Origin of the sequence: Winogradskyella poriferorum (assembly GCF_050618035.1) — a bacterium.
GTDB lineage: Bacteria > Bacteroidota > Bacteroidia > Flavobacteriales > Flavobacteriaceae > Winogradskyella > Winogradskyella poriferorum_A.
In genome coordinates this window covers 25760-51289 of record NZ_JBODPY010000008.1, presented here as the reverse complement: position 1 = coordinate 51289, position 25530 = coordinate 25760, and the positions used below count along the sequence as shown (strand labels likewise).

Here is a 25530-nt window from a genome sequence, read left to right as displayed (position 1 = left end):
AAATGAATTTTAATTTTCTAACGCCTGTATCAGATGCGGTTTTAGCTCACAAAGAACTATTAGCGCAACAAGCGCTAGGAAAAAAGATCAAAATTCACTCTAGGCAAAACGGCATTCCAGATCTCGATGATGTTCAAATTGCTATAATTGGTGTTAAGGAAACAAGAAATGACGTCAATTATATGGGTGAGGTTGTGGAATTCGACTCTATTCGTTCTGCTTTTTACAGTTTATTCCCTGGTAATTGGCACAATACAATAGCAGACTTAGGAGATATTGATCCTGGTGAATCTGTTGAAGACACCTACTTTGCTATTCGTACTGCTATTACTGTTTTACTAGAGAAGAATATTATTCCAGTCATTTTAGGAGGAAGTCAAGATTTGACTTATGCCAATTATAGAGCTTACGATTCTGTAATGCCAATGATTAATATCATAAATATTGATACCAACTTTGATTTGGGCGATGCGAATTTACCAATTAAGAATAATAGCTACGTTGGTAAAGTCATTGTTGAGGAACCATACAATTTATTCAATTACTCCACCATAGGCTATCAAACTTATTTTAATTCTCAAGAGGAAATTGATCTTATGGAGAAGCTTTATTTTGAAGCTTACAGGCTAGGAGATATTTCTGCAGACATAAATTCAGTAGAACCATTACTGAGAGATGCACATATTGTTTCTGTAGATATTAAATCGGTTAGAGCTTCAGAAGTGAGTGACAATATTAAATACTCACCAAATGGATTTTCGGGTAAGGAGATTTGTGCAATCAGCAGATATGCAGGTATAAGTAATAAAGTATCATCATTTGGTATTTACGAATATCATAAATCTAAGAATGATAATGCAAGTTCTATGCTTTTGGCTCAGATGATCTGGTATTTTATAGAAGGGGTCAATTGCAGAATTAAAGATGATAATTTTAATAACGAAAAGTATTATCAGAAATTCAATGTTTTAGTTGAAGATGATGAATTAATCTTTTACAAAAGTCTTAAAACTGGACGCTGGTGGATAGAAATTCCATTTTTGCCAGATGTTAATAATAAATTAAAAAAGCACACGTTATTACCATGCATGCATGCCGACTATCTGCTGGCTTTAGAGGGTGAAATACCCGAAAGGTGGTATAAAGCCTATAGGAAGAACAGCTTCTAAAACGAGCATTTCGTCGAGGTTTTTGATGAATTTCGTCGATGAAATGCACTTTTTTAAGGATGAAATGCAAAAAAAAATCGAAAAAAGTTGTTTTTTCGAAAATATATAAATATGTTTACGACCTTAAAATTAAGGACGACTAATTTAACCTCGAGTTACTATGAATATTAAGAAGTTTATTTTACTTACCGCTGTATTAGTTATGGTAGCCAGTTGTAATTCTGGAGACCGTGGTCAATTAGTAGGTGTTAAAGGTAAAAAATGGCATCCAGAGAAGCCTTATGGAATGACGCTCGTTCCAGGTGGTGCTTTTATTATGGGTAAATCCGATGATGATATTGCTGGTGTACAAGATGCTCCTACTAAAACTGCAACTGTACGTGCCTTTTATATGGATGAAACTGAAATCACAAATAGCGAATATCGCCAATTTGTGCAATGGGTAAGAGATTCAATATTAAGATTCAACTTAGCTGAAATGGCTGATTTAGAAGGAAAGACTCCAGGAAATGGAGATATTGGAGAATTTGCTTATTTAGATAGTAATCCTGACGAATTAAATGCCTACGAAAGTTATATGCTTAATACTTATGGTAACGAGCAAAGAAAAATTAACAATGACGTAGATTTAATTTTTGATACAGAAGACTATCCAGATGAATTATATGCAGAGGTTATGGACAACATGTACTTACCTTTAGAGGAATCATATAATGGTCAGCGCACTTGGGATGTGAAGCAATTTAAATTTCAATATACTTATATGGATATACAAAGAGCAGCTAAGGACAGAAACCTTAAGCGTTCGGATGTATTAATAAAGGAAGAAGTTGAAGTATATCCAGATACCACAGCTTGGATTAGAGATTTTGCTTACTCATACAACGAGCCAATGCATAATGATTATTTCTGGCATTCTGCTTATGATGATTATCCGGTTGTTGGTGTGTCTTGGAAACAAGCACAGGCATTTTGTCAATGGAGAACATTAAAGCATAATGGCTACCAAAAGAGCAAAGGAAAGCAACCTGTAAATTCATATAGATTACCAAGCGAAGCAGAATGGGAATACGCTGCAAGAGGTGGTCTTCAAGGAGGAACATATCCTTGGGGTGGACCTTATGCTAAGAACGATAGAGGATGTTTTATGGCAAACTTTAAACCTTTAAGAGGAGATTACGCTGCTGATCAAGCTTTATATACTGTAGAAGCAGATGCTTACGATCCAAATGACTTTAACTTGTACAATATGGCAGGTAACGTTTCAGAATGGGTAAATGGTTCTTACGACCCAGCTTCGTATGAGTATTCATCTACAATTAACCCAAATGTTAACGATCCGAATAATGCACGTAAAGTCGTAAGAGGAGGATCATGGAAAGATGTTGCTTACTTCTTACAAGTGAGTTCTAGAGATTACGAATATGCGGATTCAGCTAGAAGTTACATCGGATTTAGAACAGTTCAGGACTATATGGGAACTGAGGTGACTAAAAATGCCGCAACGAACTAAGACTTAAAACTTAAACAAAACGATAACCAAAAAAATTCAATTAACCTACTTAAGTTACATCCATTAACTTAAACTAAAACTAAACAAATTATGGCACAAAAAGGTAAAATCACATTGACTAACATGATCTACGGATTAGGAGCAGCAATCGTAATCGTAGGAGCATTATTTAAGATACAACACTGGCCTTTCGGTTCTGAGATATTAACTCTTGGTATGGTTGTAGAGGCTCTTGTATTTGCCTACTCAGCTTTTGAAAGACAACAAGCCGATTTAGATTGGTCATTAGTATATCCTGAATTAGCAGGTGGTGCGACTTCTGGAAAGAAGAAAAAAGAAGAGCCTAAAGATGCTGAAGGTTTATTATCTAAAAAGTTAGATAATTTATTAAAAGAAGCAAGAATAGATAGCGACCTTATGTCTAGCTTAGGAGAAAGCATTAAAAACTTTGAAGGTGCTGCGAAAAGTATTTCTCCAACAGTAGATTCTATGAACGCACAGAAAAAATATAGCGAAGAACTTTCTTTAGCAGCGGCTCAAATGGAGTCTTTAAACAGTCTTTATAAAGTACAGATGGAAAGTGCCAATCGTCAGGCAGCAATCAATGAAGAAGCAGTTGAGAACGCAACTAAACTTAAAGAACAAATGCAATCATTAGCATCTAACCTTTCATCATTAAATGGTGTTTATGGTGGTATGTTATCTGCAATGAACAAAAACTAATTAGTTTTTATAGACAATAATAATTAACCATTAAAAACTAATTACAATGGCAGGAGGAAAACTATCTGCAAGGCAGAAAATGATTAATCTAATGTACTTGGTATTCATTGCGATGATAGCGATGACCATGGACAAAGAAGTTCTTTCAGCATTTGGCGCAATGGACGCTAAATTTGAAGCGACAAACGAATTTACTTCTTCATCTAATGATAACCTTTTAAAGGGATTATCCTTAAAAGCAGAAGAAAAACCAGCAGAATTTAGAGTAGTAGCTAATAAAGCATCTCAGATCAAAACAATTTCTGATAGATTCAATACTTATTTACAAGGCTTGAAAGATGATATTGTTAAAGGTGGTGGTTACGAATTAGTAAACGGTGAATTACCTGCTGAAAAAATGGATAAGGGAGATTACCTCGATGAAAAATGGTTTACTGGTGACAGATTAACTAAACCAGGTCAAGCGGTAATGGCTACTTTCGAAAAATATAAGGAAGATATTAAAGCAGTACTTGGTGAAGATGTTACTTATGAGGCTGCTGTAGAAAACTTTGATAAGCGATTTGATTTTAGTGATGTTAAACCAGAGGAAGGTTCAAAATTGAGTTATTTAGACTATAACTTTAAAGGTTTCCCTGCAATTGCATCTCATGCAAAATTAACATCGATTCAAAATGATGTTAAAACAACAGAAGCTAACCTTTATAATGTATTCCTTGGAAATTCATTAGAGGAGGCAGTTACACTTAAGAATTATCAAGCTATTGTAATTCCAGATAAAAATGCATTTTTCGCTGGTGAGAAGTTTCAAGGTAAAGTTGTATTAGGTAAATACGCTAATGTAACACCTGTTAAACTTAATATAAATGGTAATGAAGTAGCATTATCAGAGGAAGGTGCAATAGATTCCTTAGGAAATGCAAGACTTAACTTTACTACAGGAAGTGTTGGTGAAAACGAAGTAAAAGGAACATTCACTTTTATGGAAAAAGGTGAAGAGTTACCAATTGAGTTTACTGGAAACTATGTTGTAGTGCCACGACCAAATTCAGCAACTATATCAGCTGATAAAATGAATGTAGTGTATAGAGGTGTTGTTAATCCTATGACAATTTCATTTGCTGGTGTATCTGATAATAAAGTTGTAGCAAATGCAACAGGTCTTAAGAAGTTATCTAATGGTAAGTACGAAATGAGACCAGGATCTGGTAGAGAAGTAACTATTAATGTAACAGCAACTTTAGATGATGGTTCTAAAGTTAGTGATAGAAAAACATTTAGAATTAAGGACTTACCAAAGCCGTTAGGTAAATTTAATGGTCAGGTAGGTAATGCAAAATTGCCTAAGAGTAACGTTGAGATAGGACGCCTTACTGCAGATTTCGGTGATGATTTTGACTTTAAATTACCAATTGAAGTTACATCATTTACTATGAAAGTACCAGGAAAACCTTCTATCAATGTTAACGGTAACCGTCTAAACAGTGCAGCTAAGAATGCTTTACGTGGAACTAGACGTGGTGATTTAGTACAGTTTATAAATATTAGAGCTAAGGCACCTAGTAACCCAATTAGAATTAAGTCTCCAACTGCAGTTGTAGTTGAGTTATCTAATTAATAAGAAAATAATTTAGATCATAGTGCGTTAGAAATATGTTCTAAAGCCTCAAATATTAAAATGAAGACAATGAAAATAAAACAGTTATTATTAATATTCATCGGAGTGTTGGCCATTAACAATGTGTTTGCTCAAGCCAACATTCTAAATGCCAAGATACCTGAAGAAATAGGTATGAAAACAGAAGCGGAACTCCTGTTGGATAATGACAAGCCTTTAGAATATGGATATGTCGGTGATAGAGATATTTTATTTTCTAAAATCATTTGGGAAAATGTTGTTTTAGATGAGCGTGCTAATTTTCCATTATATTTTCCAACAGAAGAGAACTTAGGAGATAACAGACGATCTTTATTCTCTGTACTTAAGGAAAATATTGATAATGGTATCATTTCTAAAGTATATACAGATTCTTACTTTACGACAGAATTATCTAAAAAAGATTTAGACAACTCTTTAGTAAAAGTTGATACTTTAGATATAGGTATAGATCAATTAAATGCCGATGGTTACGTAGATCCTGAATACATCACAACGACGCGTATTCAGCCTCAGGATATTAAATCATACTTTATTAAGGGTATGTGGTATTTTGACAAAAGACAAGGAGAAATGAAGTATCGTATTCTTGCATTAGCACCTGCGGCTTCAGATATTAACTTCTTGGATTCTGATAATGAAGAAGACAAAGAGCCAAACGGATTGTTTTGGGTATTTGTACCAGAGATCAGAGACATTTTGCATGAAGCTAAAGCATTTAATAACAAAAACAGTTCAGTGCCAATATCCTTTGATCATTTGCTAAATAGCCATCGATTCCACGGTATCATTTACAAGGAAGAAAATGTGTATGGTGATAGGGAGGTTAAAGAGTATATTGCTGAGAATGCACTTATGCAACTCTTAGAATCTGAACGTATAAAAGATAAGATTCGAAATTTCGAACAAGATATGTGGAGTTACTAATGAACCCACAAAGATTAAAGCTCACTTTTAAAGTGGGCTTTTTTTATGTAATTATCTCAAATAATTATAGTGCCTTGGGTTTCGGTACATTACTTTTGTGATCATGCAAAACGTTGAGTATATAATTGTAGGCTGTGGATTGGCCAGTATTGCTTTTTGTGAGAAATTACGGGAACATAATCAGTCCTTTGTGGTATTCGATGATGGCTCACAGCAATCATCACGCGTTGCAGCCGGATTGTATAATCCTGTCATTTTAAAAAGATTTACTGAAGTATGGAAGGCCAAAGAGCAATTAGAAATCGCCTTACCAGTTTATAAGAGAATCGAAGAGGAGCTTAATATTATTATAGATTATAAGCTAAGAATACTAAGACGATTCGCTTCTATAGAAGAGCAAAACAAGTGGTTTACAGCATCAGATAAACCCACTTTAGAGCCTTATTTATCCACCCAATTAGTAGAAAATAATAATACTAATATCGATGCACCCTTTTCATTTGGTGAGGTTTTGCATGCTGGACGACTCGATACAGAAACTCTTATTGATAACTATAAGGTGCTTTTAAAAAGCTCTAACAGTTTGATAGAAGAACCTTTTGATTATGATCTTTTAAAGATCACAAATGATGCGGTTTTATATAATGAGATTAATGCAAAACGAATCATTTTTGCAGAAGGATTTGGCGTTAAAAAGAATCCATTTTTCAACTCAATACCACTAACAGGTACAAAAGGGGAAGTATTAACGATACACGCACCAGATCTGAATATTGATTATGCCATAAAATCATCAGTTTTTATTATTCCAATTGGTTCAAATAAGTATGTCGTTGGGTCTACATATAACCATTCAGATAAAACCAATGAACCCTCTGCAGAGGGGAAAGCAGAACTCACTAGTAAGTTGAAAACCTTCCTTAAATGTGATTTTGAAATTGTTGAACATGTAGCAGGTGTTAGACCTACTGTAAAAGATAGACGTCCTTTAGTCGGCGTACATCCAGAGTATAAAAATCTCTATGTTTTAAATGGATTGGGTACACGTGGTGTAATGATTGCACCTTACGTGGCTAGTAAACTTTACCAGAATATTACCAATAATATACCTCTAGATGAAGAAATTAATATTACTCGTTTTACTTCTTAACAAGTTCCTTGTCGTAATGCATAAATAGATTTATCCAGATATTTCTAGATAACCGCATAATTACAGGAATTAAGACCACGAGGGTAATAATAATAGCAAAAAAAGCTGTGAGCAAAGAGGATTCAAAAACTACATAGCTTAATATAAAAGTCGCTACAGCAAAAGCAATACCAACACCATAACTAACATACATTGAGCCATAGAAAAACGAAGGTTCCATGCGATAGCGTGTATTACAATGAGAACAAGAGTCGTTGATTTTTAGTGTCTCAGATAAGGCATAAGGATTACGATTCACGTACATGGATTCTTGGTGACATTTAGGGCAAGTGCCAAAAAGAATACTATAAAGTTTCATTCCTTTTTTAATCATAATTAAAACCTTTAATTTTGCGTGCTTTAATACGTTACAAAGATAAATTATTATTCATCTTTTGCTGTAACATTTGTGACAATAAGACGCGTTTTAATCTCTTAGATTCTATGTTGAATATCCATAATTTATCAATTTCATTTCAAGGAGAATACCTTTTTAAGGACCTCACCTTTAAATTGGGTGTGGGCGATAGAATCGGACTTATTGGAAAAAATGGTGCAGGTAAATCAACAATGCTTCGTATTCTTTCAAAAGAGCAGGAGTACGATACGGGACAGATTGCATCAGATAAAGATTTAAGAATAGGATTTTTAAAACAGGATATAGATTTTGATTTTGGAAAGACGGTTCTAGAAGAATCTTATGAAGCGTTCAAGGACATTAAGAAATGTGAAGCACAACTCGAAAAAATAAATATTGCATTAGCTGAGCGAACAGACTATGAAAGTGAATCCTACAGTCAGCTTATGGTAGATTTGAATGAAATTCAGCATCAATACGAGATTCTTGGAGGTTATAATTATCAAGGCGAAACCGAGAAGATTCTACAGGGTCTAGGTTTTAAACGAGAAGATTTTAATAAGCTAACAGATACATTTTCCGGTGGTTGGCGTATGCGTATTGAGCTTGCAAAGCTTTTACTTCAAAATAATGATTTGTTGTTGCTCGATGAGCCCACAAACCACTTAGATATCGAATCGATAATTTGGTTAGAATCATTTTTAAAAAATTATGCAGGTGCTGTTGTTATCGTATCTCATGATAAGATGTTTTTAGATAATGTAACCAACAGAACCATTGAAATTTCCTTAGGTCGTATATATGATTATAATAAGCCGTATACTAAGTTTTTGGCTTTAAGAGAGGAAATGAAAATCCAGCAGTTAGCGGCTCAGAAAAATCAGGAAAAACAAATACAGCAAACAGAAAAGTTAATCGAGAAGTTCCGAGCGAAAGCATCTAAAGCTACTATGGCCCAATCTCTTATTAAGAAGCTAGATCGTATGGATCGAATAGAGGTGGATCAAGATGATAACAGTGTAATGAACTTACAATTTCCAGTATCTATAACGCCTGGAAAGGTTGTTGTTAAATTGGAGAATATTTCAAAAAATTATGATGCACTTCAGGTGCTTAATAAGGTTAACTTATCTATAGCTAGGGATACTAAGACTGCCTTTGTAGGCCAAAATGGTCAAGGAAAATCAACATTAGCAAAGATTATTGTCGGTGAGCTAGACCATAGTGGTAATCTAGTACTTGGACATAATGTCCAAATTGGATATTTCGCTCAGAATCAAGCGGAGTACCTAGATGGGAATAAGACCGTATTAGACACCATGATTGATGCGGCCAATGAGTCTAATAGAAGTAAAGTACGAGATATATTAGGATCGTTTTTATTCCGAGGTGATGAGGTAGATAAGTATGTAAAAGTACTATCTGGAGGAGAACGTAACCGATTGGCTCTTGCAAAACTATTATTGCAACCACTCAATGTTCTTATTATGGATGAGCCTACAAATCATCTAGATATTAAGTCAAAGAATGTTTTAAAAGAGGCGCTGAAAAAGTTTGAAGGTACCTTAATACTCGTTTCACACGATAGAGATTTTCTTCAAGGTCTCACAGAGATTGTTTATGAGTTTAAGGACAAACAAATTAAAGAATATCTAGGTGATATCGATTTTTATTTGGAACAGCGTAATATTGAAAATCTAAGAGAAGCTGAAAAAAGAACTGTTGTCGTTGAACACCCAAAAGAGAACAACAAAAAGAGTTACGAAAAACAGAAAAAGCTCAAGTCTTTAAATAATAAATTGAGCAAGGTTGAAGCTAAAATTAATGATCTTGAAAGAGCGATAAAAGCGGATGATGTTGCTTTAGAAACCAACTATGATCAAATAGCGTCAGATCCTAGTTTTTTTGATCAGTACCAATCTAAAAAAGCAGAATTGGAGGAGCTAATGGTGCAGTGGGCTAGTATTCAAGAGGAAATAGACCATTTTAACAATTAAGATTATTTTAACTGCCTAACGCTTACTTAAAGGGTAAATTTGCAGCCAATAACAACCATCACATGCGCAAAATTATCCTATCTGTTCTAGGTGTCTTACTTATAGTTGGTGCCTATTTTCTAGGCCAATACATTATTGAACAAAACAAGAGAAAAAGACCGGTCCCGGAAAAAGTGGTAAAAACTGTTTTTACCGATACGGTGAATAACACAACAGTTCAAATTGTCATACCAGCTAACGGAAGCTTGGTAGCAAAGCAACGTGTTGAGTTGTTTGCGGAAGTTCAAGGTGTGTTTAAAGCTGGTAATAAGTTGTTTAGACCTGGACAAAAATTTAGAAATGGAGAAACGCTAATTCGTATTGATGCCTCCGAATATTACGCCAGTGTTCAATCGGCTAAGAGTAATTTATACAATTCTATTGCGGCTATAATGCCAGATTTAAGATTAGATTTTCCAGAGGTTTACGAAAAATGGCAAGCTTATATTAATGGATTTGATCTTAACAATTCAACCCCTAAGTTGCCTGAAATGACAACCGAAAAGGAAAACTTTTTTATAACAGGAAGAGGTATTGTTTCCAATTATTATAGTGTAAAAAATCTAGAACAACGATTAGCGAAGTATCAGATAAGAGCTCCTTTTACTGGTATATTAACGGAAGCTTTAGTAACTGAAGGGTCACTTATTAGAAATGGTCAAAAGCTTGGAGAATACATTAATCCTGGGATTTACGAAATGGAAGTTGCCCTAAGCAAGGTATATGCAAGCCTTTTAAAGGTAGGGGAGAAAGTACAGTTAAATAACATAGACAATACTGAAAATTACTCAGGAATTGTAACACGTGTAAATGGACGTATTGATCCAACAACACAAACCATAACAGCCTTTATCGAAGTAAAGAATGAAGGCTTAAAAGAAGGTATGTACCTTGAGGCCAATCTTAATGCTAAGCAAGAATCAGATGCTATTGAAATTAACAGGAACTTAATGTTAGATGGTAACCAAGTCTTTGTTGTTAAAGACAATGTTTTGGATATTATTGAGGTGCAACCAGTTTATTTTTCAGATTCTAAGGTGGTTTTAAAAGGTATTCCAAATGGTACAGTGTTATTGTCCAAACCTGTACCTGGTGCTTATGCAGGTATGTCTGTTAAGCCCTTTACAGAGACTTCTAAAGCGAGCGCTAAAAATAGCAAATCAGATAAGTAATGAGAAAGCTAATTGCTTATTTTATAAGACATAGTGTTGCCGTAAATGTGGTAATGTGGTCGTTTCTGATTTTCGGATTTTTTGGAGCATCCAAGTTAAAATCCTCTTTTTTCCCACTAGTAGACTCAAAGAACATTAGTATTAATGTTACTTATCCAGGAGCTTCACCTCAAGAAGTTGAAGAGGGTGTTATTCTCAAGATTGAAGATAATTTAAAAGGCCTCAATGGTGTAGAGCGCGTTACCTCAACGTCTAGGGAGAATAGCGGAAATATCAATGTAGAAATCCAAAAAGGAGAAGACATTGATTTTATGTTACTTGAAGTTAAAAATGCGGTTGACCGAGTACCTACGTTCCCTGTGGGTATGGAACCCTTAATCGTTGCCAAGCAAGAAGCCTTAAGGCCAACTATAACTTTTGCAATTAGTGGTTCAAAGATTCCGTTGTCTACGTTAAAACAGATTGGAAGACAAGTCGAAAATGATTTAAGAGCGATAGATGGTATTTCACAGATTCAGATTTCTGGATATCCAGATGAGGAAATCGAAATAGCAGTTAATGAGACCAATCTGTTGGCTTATGATTTAACTTTTGCTGAAGTCGCACAAGCTGTTAATCAGGCAAGTTTAATTACAACAGGAGGTACAATAAAAACAGATGCTGAAGAATACCTTATTAGGGCTAATAATAGGTCGTATTATGCGGATGAGCTATCCAATTTAATCGTAAAATCTGATGCGACAGGAAGAAAGATTAAACTTAAGGATATTGCAGAAGTAAGAGACCAGTTTTCAGAAACACCAAATGCTAATTATTTTGATGGTAACCTCTCCATAAATATCACAATTACAAGTACCAATACAGAAGATCTTATTTCTTCTGCAGATAAGACGAAAGCCTACATTGAGGATTTTAATCAGAAGTATGATAATGTGCAGCTCAATGTGGTTAGAGATTTATCTACAACACTGGTGCAAAGAACTGAGCTCTTAACAGAGAATGCGGTTATAGGGATGATACTTGTCCTTACTTTTCTTTCGCTATTTCTTAATACCAGATTAGCCTTTTGGGTGGCAGTAGGACTTCCAGTTGCTTTTGCTGGTATGTTTATGTTTGTTGGGTATTTCAATGTTACCATTAACGTACTATCGTTATTCGGTATGATTATCGTTATTGGTATCCTTGTAGACGACGGTATAGTCATTGCGGAAAATATATATCAGCAATACGAAAAAGGGAAGTCACCAGAGCAAGCCGCTATAGATGGTGTTATGGAAGTTTTACCAGCTATTGTATCGGCAATTCTTACGACGATTTTAGCGTTTGGAATCTTTCTTTTCTTAGATGGACGAATAGGTGAATTTTTTGGCGAAGTTTCTGTCGTTGTTATACTAACCTTAGTTGTCTCGTTAGTAGAAGCTTTAATTATACTTCCTGCTCACCTTGCACATTCAAAAGCATTAAGAACACAGAGTAAAAAACCAAAAGCAGGATTAGCAGGTGTCTTTCAGAAAGTCTTTTCTAAGCTAAGGTATATAAATACTTTAGGCGATAAAATTATGAGAGGCTTACGTGATCGAATGTACAGCCCCTTTCTAAGGTTTGCATTAAATAATAAGTTCTTAACCTTTTCATTCTTTATTGTCATTTATATATTAACAAATGCAAGTTTTCAAGGTGGTATAATACGTGGTGCCTTTTTCCCAAGAATAGCAAGTGACCGTGTGGAGATTACACTCAATATGCCTAATGGTACCAACGAAAAGGTTACTGATAGCATTATCTCGTATATAGAAAAGGTAGCAAAGCAGGTGACCGAAGAGATTAATGAGGACTACAAATCGGAGATGCAAGGCAAGTTCTTGGTGGAAAATATGATTAAAAATATAGGGCCAGGATCAGCTACAGCTTCTCTAGAAATAAATCTACTGCCAGGTGAAGAACGACCAAATAGTATTACGTCAGATTTAGTTTCTAATAAAGTTAAAGATCGAGTAGGTCCTATTTTTGGTGCTGAGAGTCTTGTGTATGGAAGTGGCGGAAATTTTGGTGGCTTGCCAGTTTCAGTATCGTTGTTAGGGAATAATATTACCGAATTAAAAGCCGTGAAGGCTGAGCTGAAGCAGAATCTTGAAAATAACGTATTACTGAAGGATGTGACGGATAATGATCCTGCAGGTATTAAAGAAATCCGTTTAAAACTTAATCAAAATGCATACGCGTTAGGATTAGATTTAAGAGCAGTAATGTCTGAGGTACGTTCTGCATTCTTTGGAAATCAGGCACAACGTTTTCAGCGTGGTCAGGACGAAATTAGAGTTTGGGTGCGATACGACAGAGAAAACCGATCCTCTATTAATAATCTTGATAATATGCGCATTAGCACACCAAGTGGGCAAAGAGTACCATTAAAAGAGATTGCTTCCTACACTATTGAGCGTGGTGACGTTGCCGTAAATCATTTAGAAGGAAGACGCGAGATACAGGTCTCTGCTGATATTAAGGATACAAAGAAGACAAGTGCTACGGATATTATGGCTGAAATCAGAGATGAAATTATGCCAGAGATATTATCAAAATATCCAACAGTGACACCATCTTACGAAGGTCAGAATAGAGAACGAAACAAGCTAATGAACTCTTTAGGTCCTGTTGGGTGGACGGTATTAGCATTGATTTACATTGTAATTGCCTTTACATTTAGAAGTTATAGCCAACCATTAATATTATTGGCATTAATACCATTTAGTCTGCCAGCGGTAGCTTGGGGACATTGGATACACGATTTTCCATTAAACATTTTATCCATGTTAGGGATTATTGCCCTTATTGGAATTATGGTGAATGATGGCTTAGTTTTAATTAGTAAGTTTAATTCTAATCTAAAAAGTGGTTTGTCTTTTGATGATGCTCTTTATGAAGCTGGACGCTCACGTTTTAGAGCAATATTTTTAACCTCTTTGACTACAATCGCTGGTCTGGCACCATTGATTTTTGAACAAAGTAGGCAAGCACAGTTTTTAATACCAATGGCAATATCAATTGCCTATGGTATTGGATTTGCAACCATACTTACCTTAGTGGTATTGCCGATTTTCTTATCCTTCAGCAATTTCATAAAAACCAATGTAAAATGGTTATGGACTGGTGAGCAAATAACCAAAGAAGAGGTGGAACGCGCTATCAAAGAACAGCAAGAAGGGGTGAGACTTCAAGAAGATGCTTTATTGGGGAAATCTAATGAAACCACTCGCCAACAACAAGAACAGTTAAGCAATTTAGACAAATGAAAATAAGAATCTACATCACATTTATTTTAGCGTTTTGGGGATGTCATATGTTTGCGCAAAATGTATTGTCTAAGGAAGAAGCCATTTCACTCACGTTAGAGAACAATTATGGAATTAAGATTGCTAACAATAATGTTGAGGTTGCAGAAAATAATAAGAGTATTTTAAATTCTGGGTATTTGCCGACACTTACCGGTAATGCTGGTGCTACATACAACCAAGATAATATTTCAGCTGAGTTTAATAATGGAGAATCTACGTCACTAGATGGTGCTGAAAGTTCGAGATATAATGCTGGGATTAATCTAAACTATACCATTTTTGATGGCTTGGGCAGGTATTATGATTATAAGCGCTTAAAGGAAGAATATAATTTAAGTGAATTACAGGCCAGAGAAACTATTGAAAATACAATTCTTCAATTACTAACGGTGTATTATGATGTTGCTAGACGCGCAGAGAATTTAAAATCTTTAGAGCAGACATTGGACATTTCTTACGATCGACTGGTGCGTTCAGAATATCAGTTTGATTATGGTCAAAACACCAAATTAGATGTTTTAAATGCTCAAGTAGACATTAACAATGACAGTATTAATGTTATTACATCTAAGCAAAACCTAATTAATTCAAAACGCGATCTAAATGTTGTCACTGGTAATGCTATAGAAAGAGTGTTTGCTGTAGATACTTCAGTCACATTTTTAATGCAACTAAATAAAGAAACATTGCAAGAAAAAGTACTCACTAATAATGTGACGCTTATTCAAAACGATAAGAATATCGCCATAAATGATTTTACGGTAAAGGCAAATAAATCTGGCTATTTGCCAACTATTGGTTTGGTAGGTTCATATGGTTGGAATGAAAACAATAACAATGCGGCTTCATTCGTAGCAGTGTCAACAAACACAGGATTGTCAGCAGGTTTAAATTTAAGTTGGAATCTCTTTGATGGTGGTACCACAATCACACGAGTTAAAAATGCTAAGATTAATTTAGAGAATCTAAAATTACAAAAAGAGCAACTGCGTCTGGAAGTAGAACGGAATTTTAATAATGCTTGGGATGATTATCAAAACCGTCTAAAAATTTATCAGGTTCAGGAAGAAAATATAAGAACGGCAAAAAACAACTTTAATAGAACACAAGAAAAATTTAAATTGGGTCAGGTGACTTCAATTGAATTTAGACAAGCTCAACTGAATTTATTGACCGCAGAATTAAGTCGCAATCAAGCTAAGTACGATGCTAAACTTGCTGAAATTCTTGTGCTTCAAATAAGTGGTGAATTATTAAACGTACAATTCTAAAAATGAAATAAATGGACGAGTATTTCTTTCAATGTCCATACTGTTGGGAGCAGATTTCGATGCTTATAGATACGTCTCAAAGTAGGCAAAATTATATTGAGGATTGTGAAATATGTTGCAATCCTATTCAGGTTGATGTAACCTGTGAAGACCAAGAAATCACTAGTTTTCAAGCTGAAAATATAGAACAGTAGATTTTATTAAAATATTGATAATCAATGTTTTATGAAATTTTACTATGCAGTTCATCGAAAAAACTTGTTGTTTATCCTGTTTCGTGCTATATTCGTATAGTATAATGTGCCCCTCCACATAAATCTGCTATTATGAGAACTTTAAAATTAACCTTGTTATGTTGCTTGCTTTCTGCATTTACATTTGCAAACGTTTCCCAAGAACAAAAAGACGCACTTCTAGCACTGTTTAATGCTACCAATGGGCCTGAGTGGAAAACGACTTGGAATATAGAAGCGCCAATTTCAGATTGGTATGGCATAACTGTAGAAAATAATAATGTTGTAGCTATCAACTTACCTTTTAATAATCTAAAAGGAAATTTACCAGAAGAACTTTCAGCCTTAACATCATTAAAAGTTTTGAATTTATCTTTTAATAAGCTTAACGGTAATTTACCGTCGACCTTAACAGAGATGAATGCTCTAGAGGAACTTTTACTATTCTCAAATAACTTTAGTGGTGCGCTACCTTCAACAATTGGTAATCTTGAAAATTTAAAATCTTTAGAATTATATAACAATGGTTTCTTTGGCGAGATACCAAGTTCAATAGGGAATCTTAAAAACCTCGAAGTATTAATACTAAGTAGTAATAACTTAATCGGTAAAATACCTTCAACGGTTTCAAACTTAAAATCGCTTAAAGTATTTAGTGTATTTGATAATAGTTTACTTGGTACAGTACCTTCTGCAATTGGAGAGTTAACTCAATTAGAGGAATTGGTATTGTCTAATAATGCATTTTATGGTCAGCTACCAGGTGAGTTAGCACAGCTAACAAATTTAAAAACGTTGTTATTAACAAATAACGATCTTAAAGGTAATTATGCTTCTTTAAAAGATAATTTACCAAATATTGTGGATTTCGATTTAGATGCCGCAAATTTAAAAGGTGCTTTAGCAACTTTAGATGATGAGGATGACGATGACGATGATGACTAAAATTAAAATATCGAGTTTTATTTATAATTGGTTTAAAAGCGTTCAGAATTTCTGAGCGTTTTTTCATTTAAATGCTTGGTAAAATTAAAAAGCATTGTATATTTGCAGTCCAATATCGCGGGATAGAGCAGTAGGTAGCTCGTCGGGCTCATAACCCGAAGGTCACAGGTTCGAGTCCTGTTCCCGCTACTACACAAGACGGACTAGTATTTTTACTAGTCCGTTTTTTATTGGAATCATCCTTACCTCCTGTAAATGAATGGATTAACCTAAATATAGGGTTCAAATTTGAGGTTCGATATGTTCTGTCGTTCGGGTCTATGACTATTCCCTCTGGGAACAATAATTTTTGAAGTGATAATTTGGTTTCATATTCTCCAGACACCCATATATTACTGAGGTTTCTACTGAATTCTATTAATTCTAAAACCTTTTTATCCAGGTTCGATATTTTAATTTGAAAATCGTCCAATTTTTCTTCAATTTCAACCAATTCGGATGTTACAGGACCAATAAAACGATTGTATAATTCTTTATCTATTTCACCAAATGCAAATCGACTATCCAAAGTTTCTTTTTTAGTTTTTAACTCTTTAAATCGTTTTTTAAGAACTGTTTGGTCTTTATAGATTCTCGAACTTTGACCATTCACTGTAATCTTCATCTGTTTTTTAAAAACCTCTTCTAAATCTTCTTTTAATGCAAAATTCAAGAGAAGATTTTGAAAAATATTGTGAAGACCCTCCTTCATTGACTTTTTGGAAGTATTTGCATTCATATCCTTTGATTTACACTCAGAATTTAAACACTTATAGTAGTCGAATAATTTTTTTGCCTTATAACCAGTCATTTTAGAACCGCAGCATCCACAATAGAGTTGATTTTGTAAAGGTCTGTCCTGTTGCACAGTATAAGGTTTGTATTCGTTTTTTGGTTTTGTATCAAATCTGTCATTTATGATTTTAAAATCCTCTTTAGAGACGAGTCTTTCCCAATTACCTTCTATAATTTCTCCATTTAAGAAAGAATTTTTGTGAATACCACAATAAAATGGATTTCTCCACATTGCACTGACAGTTTGCTTTGAAAGTTTAAGTCCACGTATTGATAATTTTTGTCTGATTTGATAATCAGGTACGTTTTGAAGCTTCCAATCCCATGCTAATTTTAAAAGTTTTCCTTCACTATTAATCTTAAGCTCCTGAATTCCTTGCACAAACTTTGGGTTCTTTACTTTTGGACCATAATGATCATAACCTCTAGGTGCTTTTCCTAACCAATTTCCACTTTTAACAAAGCGTTTCAGTCCTGGTATTGTATGAGTTAATCGCTCTACATTTTCTTTTCTCGCATGTATTAAAGAATAATGAATTTGTATCTCTCCCTCTTCTGTAGTGGTATCTAATTCAGTCGATACTTCGATTAGGTGAACACCTTGATTTCTTACTAAATCATTGACAAGTCCAATTGCGCTTCCTCCACTTCTTGAGAATCGACTCATTTTGTAAATCATTATTGCGAATGGTTTTTGTCTACTTTGTTTTACTTCATTGATTAGTTTCATAAATTCCTTACGAGTAAAATCATTTTTCGCAGATTCGTACGTGTTTCCAAACTCATTGGTAATCTTATAATTCTTTTTCTCGGCCAACCGTTTTGCAGATATTATCTGATTTTCCAAACTGTGGTTTGAATCAAATTGTTGTTTGGATGATACCCTAGTGTAGACCCAAACTTGATTATTTTTTTCTTTTTGAGGTTCACTCTTTATGAACCTTTTGAAATATTCGTTATTCATTATTTTAAATTGTTGTGGTTGCAAACAATGCAACTCAGATTATACAAATGATTTATGATATCCATGACATTTTCATCAGGTGTGTCATGATCACCTGTTATTAGTCGAAATTTCTCAATTGAGATTTTCGATTCTCCAGAATTTTCCAAAATAATAGAGTATTACTCTACCCACACAAATATTACTTGAGTGGTTTATACCATCTGGCGTTATCCATGGATTTTATTGATAACATACCTTAACCCATTTACTCATGGAAGGGTTACTCCATTTGCTATGCTATAAAAAATATTCGACCTACACTGCATCAAAGTTTTCTCATTTATCTATTGATGTACATTGATTTTAATCTTCTATATGTCTTTTACATTATCGTTGAGGATATTGTTTATAGACAGGTGTTTAGTTAATATTGATTTATTATTTCATTTAATATTTCTTCGTGCGACGGTTTTATGATGTAACGAATCTTGTAAAGATTCCGCAGTAGTTGTTCCCATTCATAATCCATAATGGACTCATGTGATGTGAGATAAAAACCATATTTTTTCTTCGCTTCGTAGTAACCATCGTCATACCCACTTTCGTACTTATGTTGACAACCATACTCCGTATCCATTCCAATAAAATCAGGTATTACATCGATGTATTGATATTCAGTGTAAATCAAATATGATTCATCTATCAACGGAGATGTATGTAGCAATTCAATTCCAAATTCATCTTCCTCGGAAAAATTGGTCATGAATTCCATCACATTAAACTCAGGGTCTTTTAGATGCTGATCGGTGCCACCAATGGCAAAAAACTCTTCTTTTACCATAAACTTATAACTCTATTATTTTACTGATTATCGCATACATTCTGTATGAATTGTATCATTTGAATTGATATCTGTAGATATTGTTCTCTCATCAGTATTTATTCAAAATATTGTCAATGATTGACTCATCTTCTGTAGAAATAACATTTCTCACATTTACAATCTTCAATAATCTGTTTCTTAATGTAGGTTCTGCAAGGCTCGAATCTCCTGTTTCAAAAAATTCATAATCGAGTTTTGCTAATTCATATGCTAAATCATACCCCTGTGATCTCCCGATTTCTATACATCGATTTTCAATTCTTTTAATATCCAAATTGGAGTAGCAACTATTATTTCTATGGATCTTTAGCATGTTTGACTCTTTAGAAGAGATCACCTTTTCTACATTAATATCATTTATCATTTTTTCGTCATATGTTCTGTAGATATAATCCATAGAATGGTATAAATTTTCATCAATTGTCTGCTCATGAAATTCATTGATTTTCGAAACTTCCGCCTCTATTAAAGATTCAAATTCATCGTCTGAAATAAAATTTGTCATGAATTCTCTCACATCAAATTTTGGATCCTTGAGATGCTGATCGGTGCCGCCAACGGCAAAAAACTCTTCTGTTGTCATAATTGTATAATGATATAATTGTTATAATATGTAACTGACTATCAGTTACTTAATAAAATATAAAGAAAAAATTTCTGGAAGTCAAGTACCTAATAATACTTATGTAAAATTTCATCTAAAATTCGTTCATCGTCAGTAGAGATTCGATATCGAATCTCATCCAATTTCTGAATTTTCTCGTGCCACAGTTGGTCACTTAGTGATCTAATAATAGGTTCGCCTGCCTTCTCTTCAATTTCCTTTTTTGCTTTATCATAACCTTCTCGGAGATATTTTTCTTTCAATTTATCTTGCGCATTCTTTTCTCGATCTAATTTCTTTTGTGCAAGTTCTAAACGTCTGTCTACCTTTCTTTTAATTTCCTCAGATGACAAACACGTCATTTCATAAATTTTTATGATACTTTCTCCAGAGTCAAGTCTATTAAAATAGAACGCTCCCATCAATTCATCATTCAAATATGCCTCATAGATTCTAACCAGTCTTCGTAGAGTTGTAGGTGAAATGTCTAAACTCAGAATCGAACAAGTGAGTTGAAATCTATCTTTTGATACCTGTCCAAAATCATCAACTGATTTTAAGGGTCCAATATCAACTCTTTTCTTTCCCTGCGAGGTACCGATTAAATGAAGTAAGTGATATGCAGACTTGGCAATTTCAAGATAGGAACGTTTGATGCGGGTGTTACGAAGTAATGACTCTAAAATAACATCTGCATCAGTAATTGAAATCTCTTGTACTGGTACAGTTTCAATGTCTACATCATTAGTCAATAAAGTCTGATACCTTACATATCCATCAACGATGAAGTACTTGTGGTTTTCCCTGATGACTTTAAGAGGTTCTATAATCCCATAAATCTTAATCGAGGGTAAAAACTTCTGGAATTGTTTAGGGTTTATACTTGATTTTATCCCAATTAGTTTTGGGTGTAATTCTAATGTCTCAAGTGGGACATTTTTGATAATGATATTCATTGGTTGTCAGTATTAACAACATCTAATCCTACTTAAATAATTCTTTTCAGATTAGTTTATTCCCTCCACAAAGGAGATCAATTAAATTATAAAGAAAATAATCGAGATAGTCAACCTCATGTCACGTGACAGGAAGTCGAAGCTTGATTTCAAATTTTAATTTCTTTATATTTTTTAACACGTGGGGTGTAAACATGCAGATTAGATTCCAATACGTATCAATTAGTTTTATCCATTTTCAAGCGGCTGCTGCATCGGTTTTAGAGATGGATCAATAGTTTTATGTTTTCTCTTTATGAGGGTAACATTTATAATAACATTCCCTCCAAAACAATAGATTTTAAGACTCTAATTAAAATCATAAGAACTAATCCCTATAAAAAAGATTATAAGGTCATTAGAACTCATAAAAAAGGGGATATAGAGTACAATCAAGGGAAAAAAGAACTTGTTCGATGTCACCCAAATTGTGTTCTCAAGTTTAATTCAATTAGTGGATCAAATTTTGAAAAAAACTATGAAATAGGTTCAGGGTACATCTACTTAGATATTGATAATCTTAATAACCCTATTGAATTTAAAAAAGAGTTCATTTCAAAGTATAAAGAGGTGGTTTCAATGGTATGTTTATCCAGCGGCGGTAATGGTTTGTCCGTTTTGGTGAAAATCAATCATTTGATTACCTCTAAAAATGAGTATAAATGCATCATAGACTTACTAAAATCTCAATATTTCGGAGATGTAGAATTTGACAGTGGATCAGATAAATTATCTCAGATGTGGTTTATTTCTCATGATCCAAATGTGTTTGTAAATACAGAGGTTTGTATTGATGTTACTGAAGGGTTAAAGTGCGTAAATCAAGGTATTATCCATAGGGGTGTTAGTAATAATACACTGTTCTACGCACTTGAAAAAGAGATAATGTATTTATCCATTTCTGATATCAATTCGAATCTGATTACCAGAACCAAGTACATTAACAAAAAGGATATTGATATCGAAACTGTTCCCTGGACTGATATCAAAATCCCCAGAGTTATTAAAGACGGTAATAAAAGAAGAATATACACCAGATTGATCCATTCATTATTCCATCTAAATCCTGAAGTAGAACCCAAATATGTATTAGGTTATATCTATAATGTCAATAGAAATTGTGCTGATCCAAAGATGAGTTATAGAGACTTATTATCCCTATTCAATATGCAGTATGGATATATCCTAAGTGAACATTATGAGTATAAAAATTATAGATACAAGACTTTACATATTAATCCTGATGCAGACTTAACTTCAGGGCAGAAATCAATTATTGCCAACAAGTTAAATGGGTGTATTAGAAAAAATAAGACCAAGTCAGTGATTGCCGCCGCAATCAATCAGTTAATTAATGATGAGAAGGATTATTCTGTGTCATCTATTAGTAAAATCACAGGTATTAGTCGAAAAACAGTTGGACTTTACATCAATGATTTAGATCCAATTGATATTGATGACCTAATTAATCAACTGACCAGAGATATTAAGTAGTGTTTTTCTACGTATTACACTATTTATTGTTAAACCCATTTAGATATGAAAAAAGACGTTATGATTTCACTGCGATTAACACCAAATCAATATGTTACTTTATTGGAAACATTGGTGAGAGAGAAAAAATCTAAATCACAATTTATTAGAGAATCCATTGAACATTCCCTATTAAAAATCAACACCAAAAATTGTCGGAAAAATGAGATTTTAAAGTGGATCGATGAACTTTAGGTCACACGACAGGAAGTTTGGATCTTGATATAATAGATCAGGATTTGGTTTCAATTTTAATTGGCACAATGACTGTTGGGGTATTGTTCCCTTTGTGAACTAACCATAATTTTAATTATTCTTTAGGTACAGTTTTGCGAGAGTTTCACCCATAGTATTGCATAGAATTTCCTGCGGATGGTTTTCATATCCAAAATGTTCTAATTGATTATGGTACAAGGTGTTTTTCGCCTGTGATGTGAGATTATAAAAGTGGAAGAACTCATGAATTACAGTCCTAATCAAGTCTTTGCGTATTACATTGTTGTCTCTATAGATGATAATTGTGTTGTTATAGAAACAATACTCCCCCGCTAAATGAGATTTACCCTCCGCTAAAGTTAGTAGTGGTTTTTGTTTACGAATTGGATATAAATAGAGGCACCAGTTCAATACATCCTCTGCCAAATGAAATTGCCAGTCTTCACCGTCACGAGTCAATAATTTAATTAGCTCATATGCCAAGTTCAAAATGAATAACCCTCCAACAACAATAAAATAAATTGTGAAAAAGGTATCCATTAAATGTGTCGCTTTATCTTGGTAATGGTATTCACATGAAGACCTGTAATCTTAGCAACTTCAATGTTTTTATATCCTTTTCGAAGTAATTCTAAACCCTTTTTATTTCGTGGCTTCGACAAAAAACGAATTGGATCTTCAACAGATCCTGGTTTTCTCCCAAGATATTTTGTTGGATCTAATTTAGCCAACTCAATACCCTCACGTTGACGTTCTTTTGAAAGTTTTCGTTCCATCTCAGCGACCACTCCAAGAATTGAAATTATCATTTTAGAGATTGGATTTTCCTCTTTAGCTTCATTGAGCGTACATAGACCCTGCGACAAAAAATTGACAGGGATTCCTCTCTCAGTGGTGTAATGAATAAAATTTATAATATCTCTTAGGTCACGACCGCAACGATCAATTTGCCAAACAGAAATTGACTTGATCAATTGTCGATCAATTAGGGTTTTTAAGGATGAACCCTCGGGTCTTTGAAAAATAGGTATAGCTCCTGAACATTTATCTTCAATCACCTTATCAAAGTCATCTTCTTTTACTCTTTGCCGATCCGTTTTCTGATCTACGCTCGAAACTCTTGTGTATAATACTGAAATACTCATAATTCTAAGGTTTACCTATCCATACCCTAAAATTATAGCAGCAACACCCCTCAAGCAGCATAAAACCTATATTTTATCGCTATGACAGCACTCACAAATCAAAGTGTACGCTATTATTGTGATTAATGGATTTTGCCGATTAAAATTGGTGAAGGATCATCCCGTGGGGGCCCTCCCTGCAGCATCCCCTGCCGTATCCCCCCTCTATTTAGGGTGAAATCGACTTCTCCAGAGGGGGTGAATACCCCGCTCCAGATTTTTCTGGTTTTTTTTGTAAAAACTCGAGTTTTTAAAAAATAAAATTTTTCAATTTTTTGAAAGAAAATCAGTTTTATATTAGTAGTAGTTTCTCCAGAATTTTGACCATCGCGAAGGTGTCTAACTTACAGTACTCCAAGAGTTGATTTCTTGTTTCTTCAACATCACCCGCAAATGTTCCGTTTACCATCGAAAGAAAAGTATTAGATGCTGTACCTCCTTCTTTAATATCAAGATCATTGTATGAGAGTTCAGGAACCAGTGCAGGTAGAACGTACTTTATTGAATAACTTCCTTTCATTTCGGGGGTATAGTACCATTTCTGTTGGAACGGAATCATTAGATCTTTCAGACGATTTACAATCCCTAACAACTCATTAGAAAACTCAGGGAATACATCGATTAGATCATTTAGTTTCCCTCTCTCAAAACCAATATTGTAGACTAATATGTCTCCACTGGTACCACAGTCCTCAATGAGTTGTTCTATGAACCCAATTCTTGGATCTTGAGATGGATCTGCAAGATATTCTCTGTGTTCTATTACTGAGGTTAAAGTCTCTTGAATGTGAAGTGAATACTGAAATACTAATTGTTGGTATGGTCTACTACCATTATATTTTGGAACTGCGGGACCAATTGTTTCAAAATCTAAAAAGTATAAAGGATAAATTAATCCATTTGTGAAGTTTCTTATCTCTTCAATATCAATATGAGTGGTCCCATTAACTTCTGATTGAACCTGTAACAATTGATTTGGATTCAGGTCTGTTTGACTTAAATCAATATCATCTAATGTGATTACTCCCTGGTTGTATAAATCAAATTTCTTGTCTTTGTTTAGTCTTGAAATATTAAAAACTGAATAGTCAGGAATGTGTTTCCAACAGGTTCCCTTAAAATCACAATCGTAAGGATCAGAACAATGAGGACCAATATCTACATTTGGAATTTCAGAACTCTCAATCACATTTTTGAGTCTTCTGACTTCATTTGGTATTCGTGGGAGAAACTCTAAAACTTGATCGTACACTGATTCAATGGTAAACAATTGATGTATATCTAATTCTCCCTCTCTCGTGTATTGGTTATTAATATGAACAATCGATATGTCTTTTAAATCAACTCCAGAATTTGTGATGGTATGATATTGTATGGCAGCATCCTTGATATAGGTCTCCGAAACCTTAGTAGAACTTTTTACCTCGTACGCTTTCCAACCATCATTATCTTTGACCAATATATCTAATGCAGCAAGAACGTTGTTGTACAGGAATGTTGCTTCATAAATTATTGACTCCCCTTGAGAAATAAACTTCTGTGTTTTCCTCACCGATTCAAACATTTTAAAATGATTTTCAGGAGACGCATCAGCACCATTGGGAAATAGTTCTTGTGCCAATAAACCAATATTGGTTCCTTGGTCGAACACCGCTTGTAGTGATGAAGGTGTAGGATCTTTTAATCTATATTGATGCTTATAGAGATACAATGACTTTTCACATTGAAGTCCACGAATAAATGTTGATTTGGAGAGTCTACTTTTTGACATTATTTATATTAGAGATAACAAATTATAAAGTCTTAAAAA

General features: G+C 34.0%; 22 protein-coding genes and 1 tRNA gene. 15 read left to right on the top strand and 8 right to left on the bottom strand.

What is annotated here, in order from left to right:
* Window positions 1–2: 2 nt before the first annotated feature.
* The 6 genes from ACRHOC_RS14300 (at window position 3) to ACRHOC_RS14275 (ending at window position 7139) form a co-directional block, all read left to right on the top strand.
* Entirely contained in the window at window positions 3–1169 is a 1167-nt protein-coding gene (locus ACRHOC_RS14300) for a formimidoylglutamase (protein WP_431159316.1), read from the top strand.
* Between the two features lie 160 nt (window positions 1170–1329).
* Window positions 1330–2682 carry a gliding motility lipoprotein GldK gene (gene gldK / locus ACRHOC_RS14295; protein ID WP_431159315.1) on the top strand — a complete coding sequence of 451 codons (1353 nt, stop codon included), beginning with the start codon at window positions 1330–1332 and terminating at the stop codon, window positions 2680–2682.
* 90 nt (window positions 2683–2772) lie between these two features.
* A complete protein-coding gene (gldL, locus tag ACRHOC_RS14290; protein ID WP_431159314.1) occupies window positions 2773–3405 on the top strand; it encodes a gliding motility protein GldL in 633 nt (210 codons plus the stop codon).
* Between the two features lie 46 nt (window positions 3406–3451).
* On the top strand, window positions 3452–5023 hold the full coding sequence (gldM, locus tag ACRHOC_RS14285; protein WP_431159313.1) for a gliding motility protein GldM: 1572 nt from the start codon (window positions 3452–3454) through the stop codon (window positions 5021–5023).
* Between the two features lie 69 nt (window positions 5024–5092).
* Window positions 5093–5989, top strand: coding sequence for a gliding motility protein GldN (gldN, locus tag ACRHOC_RS14280; RefSeq protein WP_431159312.1), 897 nt, complete (start codon window positions 5093–5095; stop codon window positions 5987–5989).
* A 103-nt stretch (window positions 5990–6092) separates the two neighbouring features.
* Entirely contained in the window at window positions 6093–7139 is a 1047-nt protein-coding gene (locus tag ACRHOC_RS14275; protein ID WP_431159311.1) for an NAD(P)/FAD-dependent oxidoreductase, read from the top strand.
* Here the strand turns inward: ACRHOC_RS14275 and ACRHOC_RS14270 are convergent.
* Window positions 7129–7512, bottom strand: a complete 384-nt coding sequence (locus tag ACRHOC_RS14270; RefSeq protein ID WP_431159310.1) for a DUF983 domain-containing protein — start codon at window positions 7510–7512, stop codon at window positions 7129–7131. The two genes, ACRHOC_RS14275 and ACRHOC_RS14270, sit on opposite strands and share 11 nt — an antisense overlap.
* A gap of 110 nt (window positions 7513–7622) precedes the next feature.
* Here ACRHOC_RS14270 and ACRHOC_RS14265 point away from each other — a divergent pair, with 110 nt between their 5' ends.
* From ACRHOC_RS14265 to ACRHOC_RS14235, 7 genes are all read left to right on the top strand, one after another.
* Window positions 7623–9533: an ABC-F family ATP-binding cassette domain-containing protein gene (locus tag ACRHOC_RS14265; RefSeq protein WP_431159309.1), complete on the top strand. Its 1911-nt coding sequence runs from the start codon at window positions 7623–7625 to the stop codon at window positions 9531–9533.
* Between the two features lie 62 nt (window positions 9534–9595).
* Window positions 9596–10744 carry an efflux RND transporter periplasmic adaptor subunit gene (locus tag ACRHOC_RS14260; protein ID WP_431159308.1) on the top strand — a complete coding sequence of 383 codons (1149 nt, stop codon included), beginning with the start codon at window positions 9596–9598 and terminating at the stop codon, window positions 10742–10744.
* Window positions 10744–14034: an efflux RND transporter permease subunit gene (locus ACRHOC_RS14255; RefSeq protein ID WP_431159307.1), complete on the top strand. Its 3291-nt coding sequence runs from the start codon at window positions 10744–10746 to the stop codon at window positions 14032–14034. The genes ACRHOC_RS14260 and ACRHOC_RS14255 overlap by 1 nt, the downstream gene beginning before the upstream one ends.
* Entirely contained in the window at window positions 14031–15347 is a 1317-nt protein-coding gene (locus ACRHOC_RS14250; RefSeq protein WP_431159306.1) for a TolC family protein, read from the top strand. Before ACRHOC_RS14255 ends, ACRHOC_RS14250 begins: the two co-directional genes overlap by 4 nt.
* Before the next feature lie 11 nt (window positions 15348–15358).
* A complete protein-coding gene (locus ACRHOC_RS14245; protein ID WP_431159305.1) occupies window positions 15359–15541 on the top strand; it encodes a CPXCG motif-containing cysteine-rich protein in 183 nt (60 codons plus the stop codon).
* A gap of 132 nt (window positions 15542–15673) precedes the next feature.
* Entirely contained in the window at window positions 15674–16525 is an 852-nt protein-coding gene (locus ACRHOC_RS14240) for a leucine-rich repeat domain-containing protein (RefSeq protein WP_431159304.1), read from the top strand.
* Window positions 16526–16641: 116 nt separating this feature from the next.
* Window positions 16642–16714: transfer RNA gene (locus tag ACRHOC_RS14235), tRNA-Met, on the top strand.
* Here the strand turns inward: ACRHOC_RS14235 and ACRHOC_RS14230 are convergent.
* From ACRHOC_RS14230 to ACRHOC_RS14215, 4 genes are all read right to left on the bottom strand, one after another.
* Window positions 16674–18323, bottom strand: coding sequence for a recombinase family protein (locus tag ACRHOC_RS14230; RefSeq protein WP_431159336.1), 1650 nt, complete (start codon window positions 18321–18323; stop codon window positions 16674–16676). The two genes, ACRHOC_RS14235 and ACRHOC_RS14230, sit on opposite strands and share 41 nt — an antisense overlap.
* Window positions 18324–18729: 406 nt before the next feature.
* Window positions 18730–19146 (bottom strand): hypothetical protein, encoded by a 417-nt coding sequence (locus ACRHOC_RS14225; RefSeq protein ID WP_431159303.1) that lies wholly within the window; start codon window positions 19144–19146, stop codon window positions 18730–18732.
* 91 nt (window positions 19147–19237) lie between these two features.
* Window positions 19238–19771, bottom strand: a complete 534-nt coding sequence (locus ACRHOC_RS14220; RefSeq protein WP_431159302.1) for a hypothetical protein — start codon at window positions 19769–19771, stop codon at window positions 19238–19240.
* Window positions 19772–19860: 89 nt separating this feature from the next.
* The gene (locus ACRHOC_RS14215; RefSeq protein WP_431159301.1) at window positions 19861–20748 is read right to left on the bottom strand and encodes a ParB N-terminal domain-containing protein; all 888 of its coding nucleotides are present in this window, start codon (window positions 20746–20748) and stop codon (window positions 19861–19863) included.
* 282 nt (window positions 20749–21030) lie between these two features.
* Between ACRHOC_RS14215 and ACRHOC_RS14210 the strand changes: the two genes are divergently transcribed.
* Both ACRHOC_RS14210 and ACRHOC_RS14205 read left to right on the top strand, forming a co-directional pair.
* The gene (locus tag ACRHOC_RS14210) at window positions 21031–22281 is read left to right on the top strand and encodes a hypothetical protein (RefSeq protein ID WP_431159300.1); all 1251 of its coding nucleotides are present in this window, start codon (window positions 21031–21033) and stop codon (window positions 22279–22281) included.
* A gap of 45 nt (window positions 22282–22326) precedes the next feature.
* Complete coding sequence (locus ACRHOC_RS14205) at window positions 22327–22515, top strand: hypothetical protein (protein ID WP_431159299.1); 189 nt, start codon at window positions 22327–22329, stop codon at window positions 22513–22515.
* Between the two features lie 111 nt (window positions 22516–22626).
* On the opposite strand, the gene ACRHOC_RS14200 is transcribed toward ACRHOC_RS14205, so the two are convergent.
* The 3 genes from ACRHOC_RS14200 to ACRHOC_RS14190 form a co-directional block, all read right to left on the bottom strand.
* Window positions 22627–22995: a hypothetical protein gene (locus ACRHOC_RS14200; RefSeq protein WP_431159298.1), complete on the bottom strand. Its 369-nt coding sequence runs from the start codon at window positions 22993–22995 to the stop codon at window positions 22627–22629.
* Between the two features lie 80 nt (window positions 22996–23075).
* Entirely contained in the window at window positions 23076–23681 is a 606-nt protein-coding gene (locus ACRHOC_RS14195; RefSeq protein WP_431159297.1) for a recombinase family protein, read from the bottom strand.
* Between the two features lie 331 nt (window positions 23682–24012).
* On the bottom strand, window positions 24013–25491 hold the full coding sequence (locus ACRHOC_RS14190; protein WP_069674096.1) for a DUF2779 domain-containing protein: 1479 nt from the start codon (window positions 25489–25491) through the stop codon (window positions 24013–24015).
* Between the last annotated feature and the right edge of the window lie 39 nt (window positions 25492–25530).

Bases quoted from the DNA above. Each gene is read 5' to 3' on its own strand.
- ACRHOC_RS14210 (WP_431159300.1), top strand. From the start codon at position 21,031: ATGTTTTCTCTTTATGAGGGTAACATTTATAATAACATTCCCTCCAAA.
- ACRHOC_RS14255 (WP_431159307.1), top strand. From the start codon at position 10,744: ATGAGAAAGCTAATTGCTTATTTTATAAGACATAGTGTTGCCGTAAAT.
- ACRHOC_RS14270 (WP_431159310.1), bottom strand. From the start codon at position 7,512: ATGATTAAAAAAGGAATGAAACTTTATAGTATTCTTTTTGGCACTTGC.
- ACRHOC_RS14240 (WP_431159304.1), top strand. From the start codon at position 15,674: ATGAGAACTTTAAAATTAACCTTGTTATGTTGCTTGCTTTCTGCATTT.
- ACRHOC_RS14260 (WP_431159308.1), top strand. From the start codon at position 9,596: ATGCGCAAAATTATCCTATCTGTTCTAGGTGTCTTACTTATAGTTGGT.
- ACRHOC_RS14245 (WP_431159305.1), top strand. From the start codon at position 15,359: ATGGACGAGTATTTCTTTCAATGTCCATACTGTTGGGAGCAGATTTCG.
- ACRHOC_RS14265 (WP_431159309.1), top strand. From the start codon at position 7,623: ATGTTGAATATCCATAATTTATCAATTTCATTTCAAGGAGAATACCTT.
- ACRHOC_RS14250 (WP_431159306.1), top strand. From the start codon at position 14,031: ATGAAAATAAGAATCTACATCACATTTATTTTAGCGTTTTGGGGATGT.
- gldK (WP_431159315.1), top strand. From the start codon at position 1,330: ATGAATATTAAGAAGTTTATTTTACTTACCGCTGTATTAGTTATGGTA.
- ACRHOC_RS14205 (WP_431159299.1), top strand. From the start codon at position 22,327: ATGAAAAAAGACGTTATGATTTCACTGCGATTAACACCAAATCAATAT.
- ACRHOC_RS14195 (WP_431159297.1), bottom strand. From the start codon at position 23,681: ATGAGTATTTCAGTATTATACACAAGAGTTTCGAGCGTAGATCAGAAA.
- gldN (WP_431159312.1), top strand. From the start codon at position 5,093: ATGAAAATAAAACAGTTATTATTAATATTCATCGGAGTGTTGGCCATT.
- ACRHOC_RS14275 (WP_431159311.1), top strand. From the start codon at position 6,093: ATGCAAAACGTTGAGTATATAATTGTAGGCTGTGGATTGGCCAGTATT.
- ACRHOC_RS14230 (WP_431159336.1), bottom strand. From the start codon at position 18,323: ATGAATAACGAATATTTCAAAAGGTTCATAAAGAGTGAACCTCAAAAA.
- ACRHOC_RS14225 (WP_431159303.1), bottom strand. From the start codon at position 19,146: ATGGTAAAAGAAGAGTTTTTTGCCATTGGTGGCACCGATCAGCATCTA.
- ACRHOC_RS14215 (WP_431159301.1), bottom strand. From the start codon at position 20,748: ATGAATATCATTATCAAAAATGTCCCACTTGAGACATTAGAATTACAC.
- ACRHOC_RS14190 (WP_069674096.1), bottom strand. From the start codon at position 25,491: ATGTCAAAAAGTAGACTCTCCAAATCAACATTTATTCGTGGACTTCAA.
- ACRHOC_RS14220 (WP_431159302.1), bottom strand. From the start codon at position 19,771: ATGACAACAGAAGAGTTTTTTGCCGTTGGCGGCACCGATCAGCATCTC.
- ACRHOC_RS14300 (WP_431159316.1), top strand. From the start codon at position 3: ATGAATTTTAATTTTCTAACGCCTGTATCAGATGCGGTTTTAGCTCAC.
- gldM (WP_431159313.1), top strand. From the start codon at position 3,452: ATGGCAGGAGGAAAACTATCTGCAAGGCAGAAAATGATTAATCTAATG.
- gldL (WP_431159314.1), top strand. From the start codon at position 2,773: ATGGCACAAAAAGGTAAAATCACATTGACTAACATGATCTACGGATTA.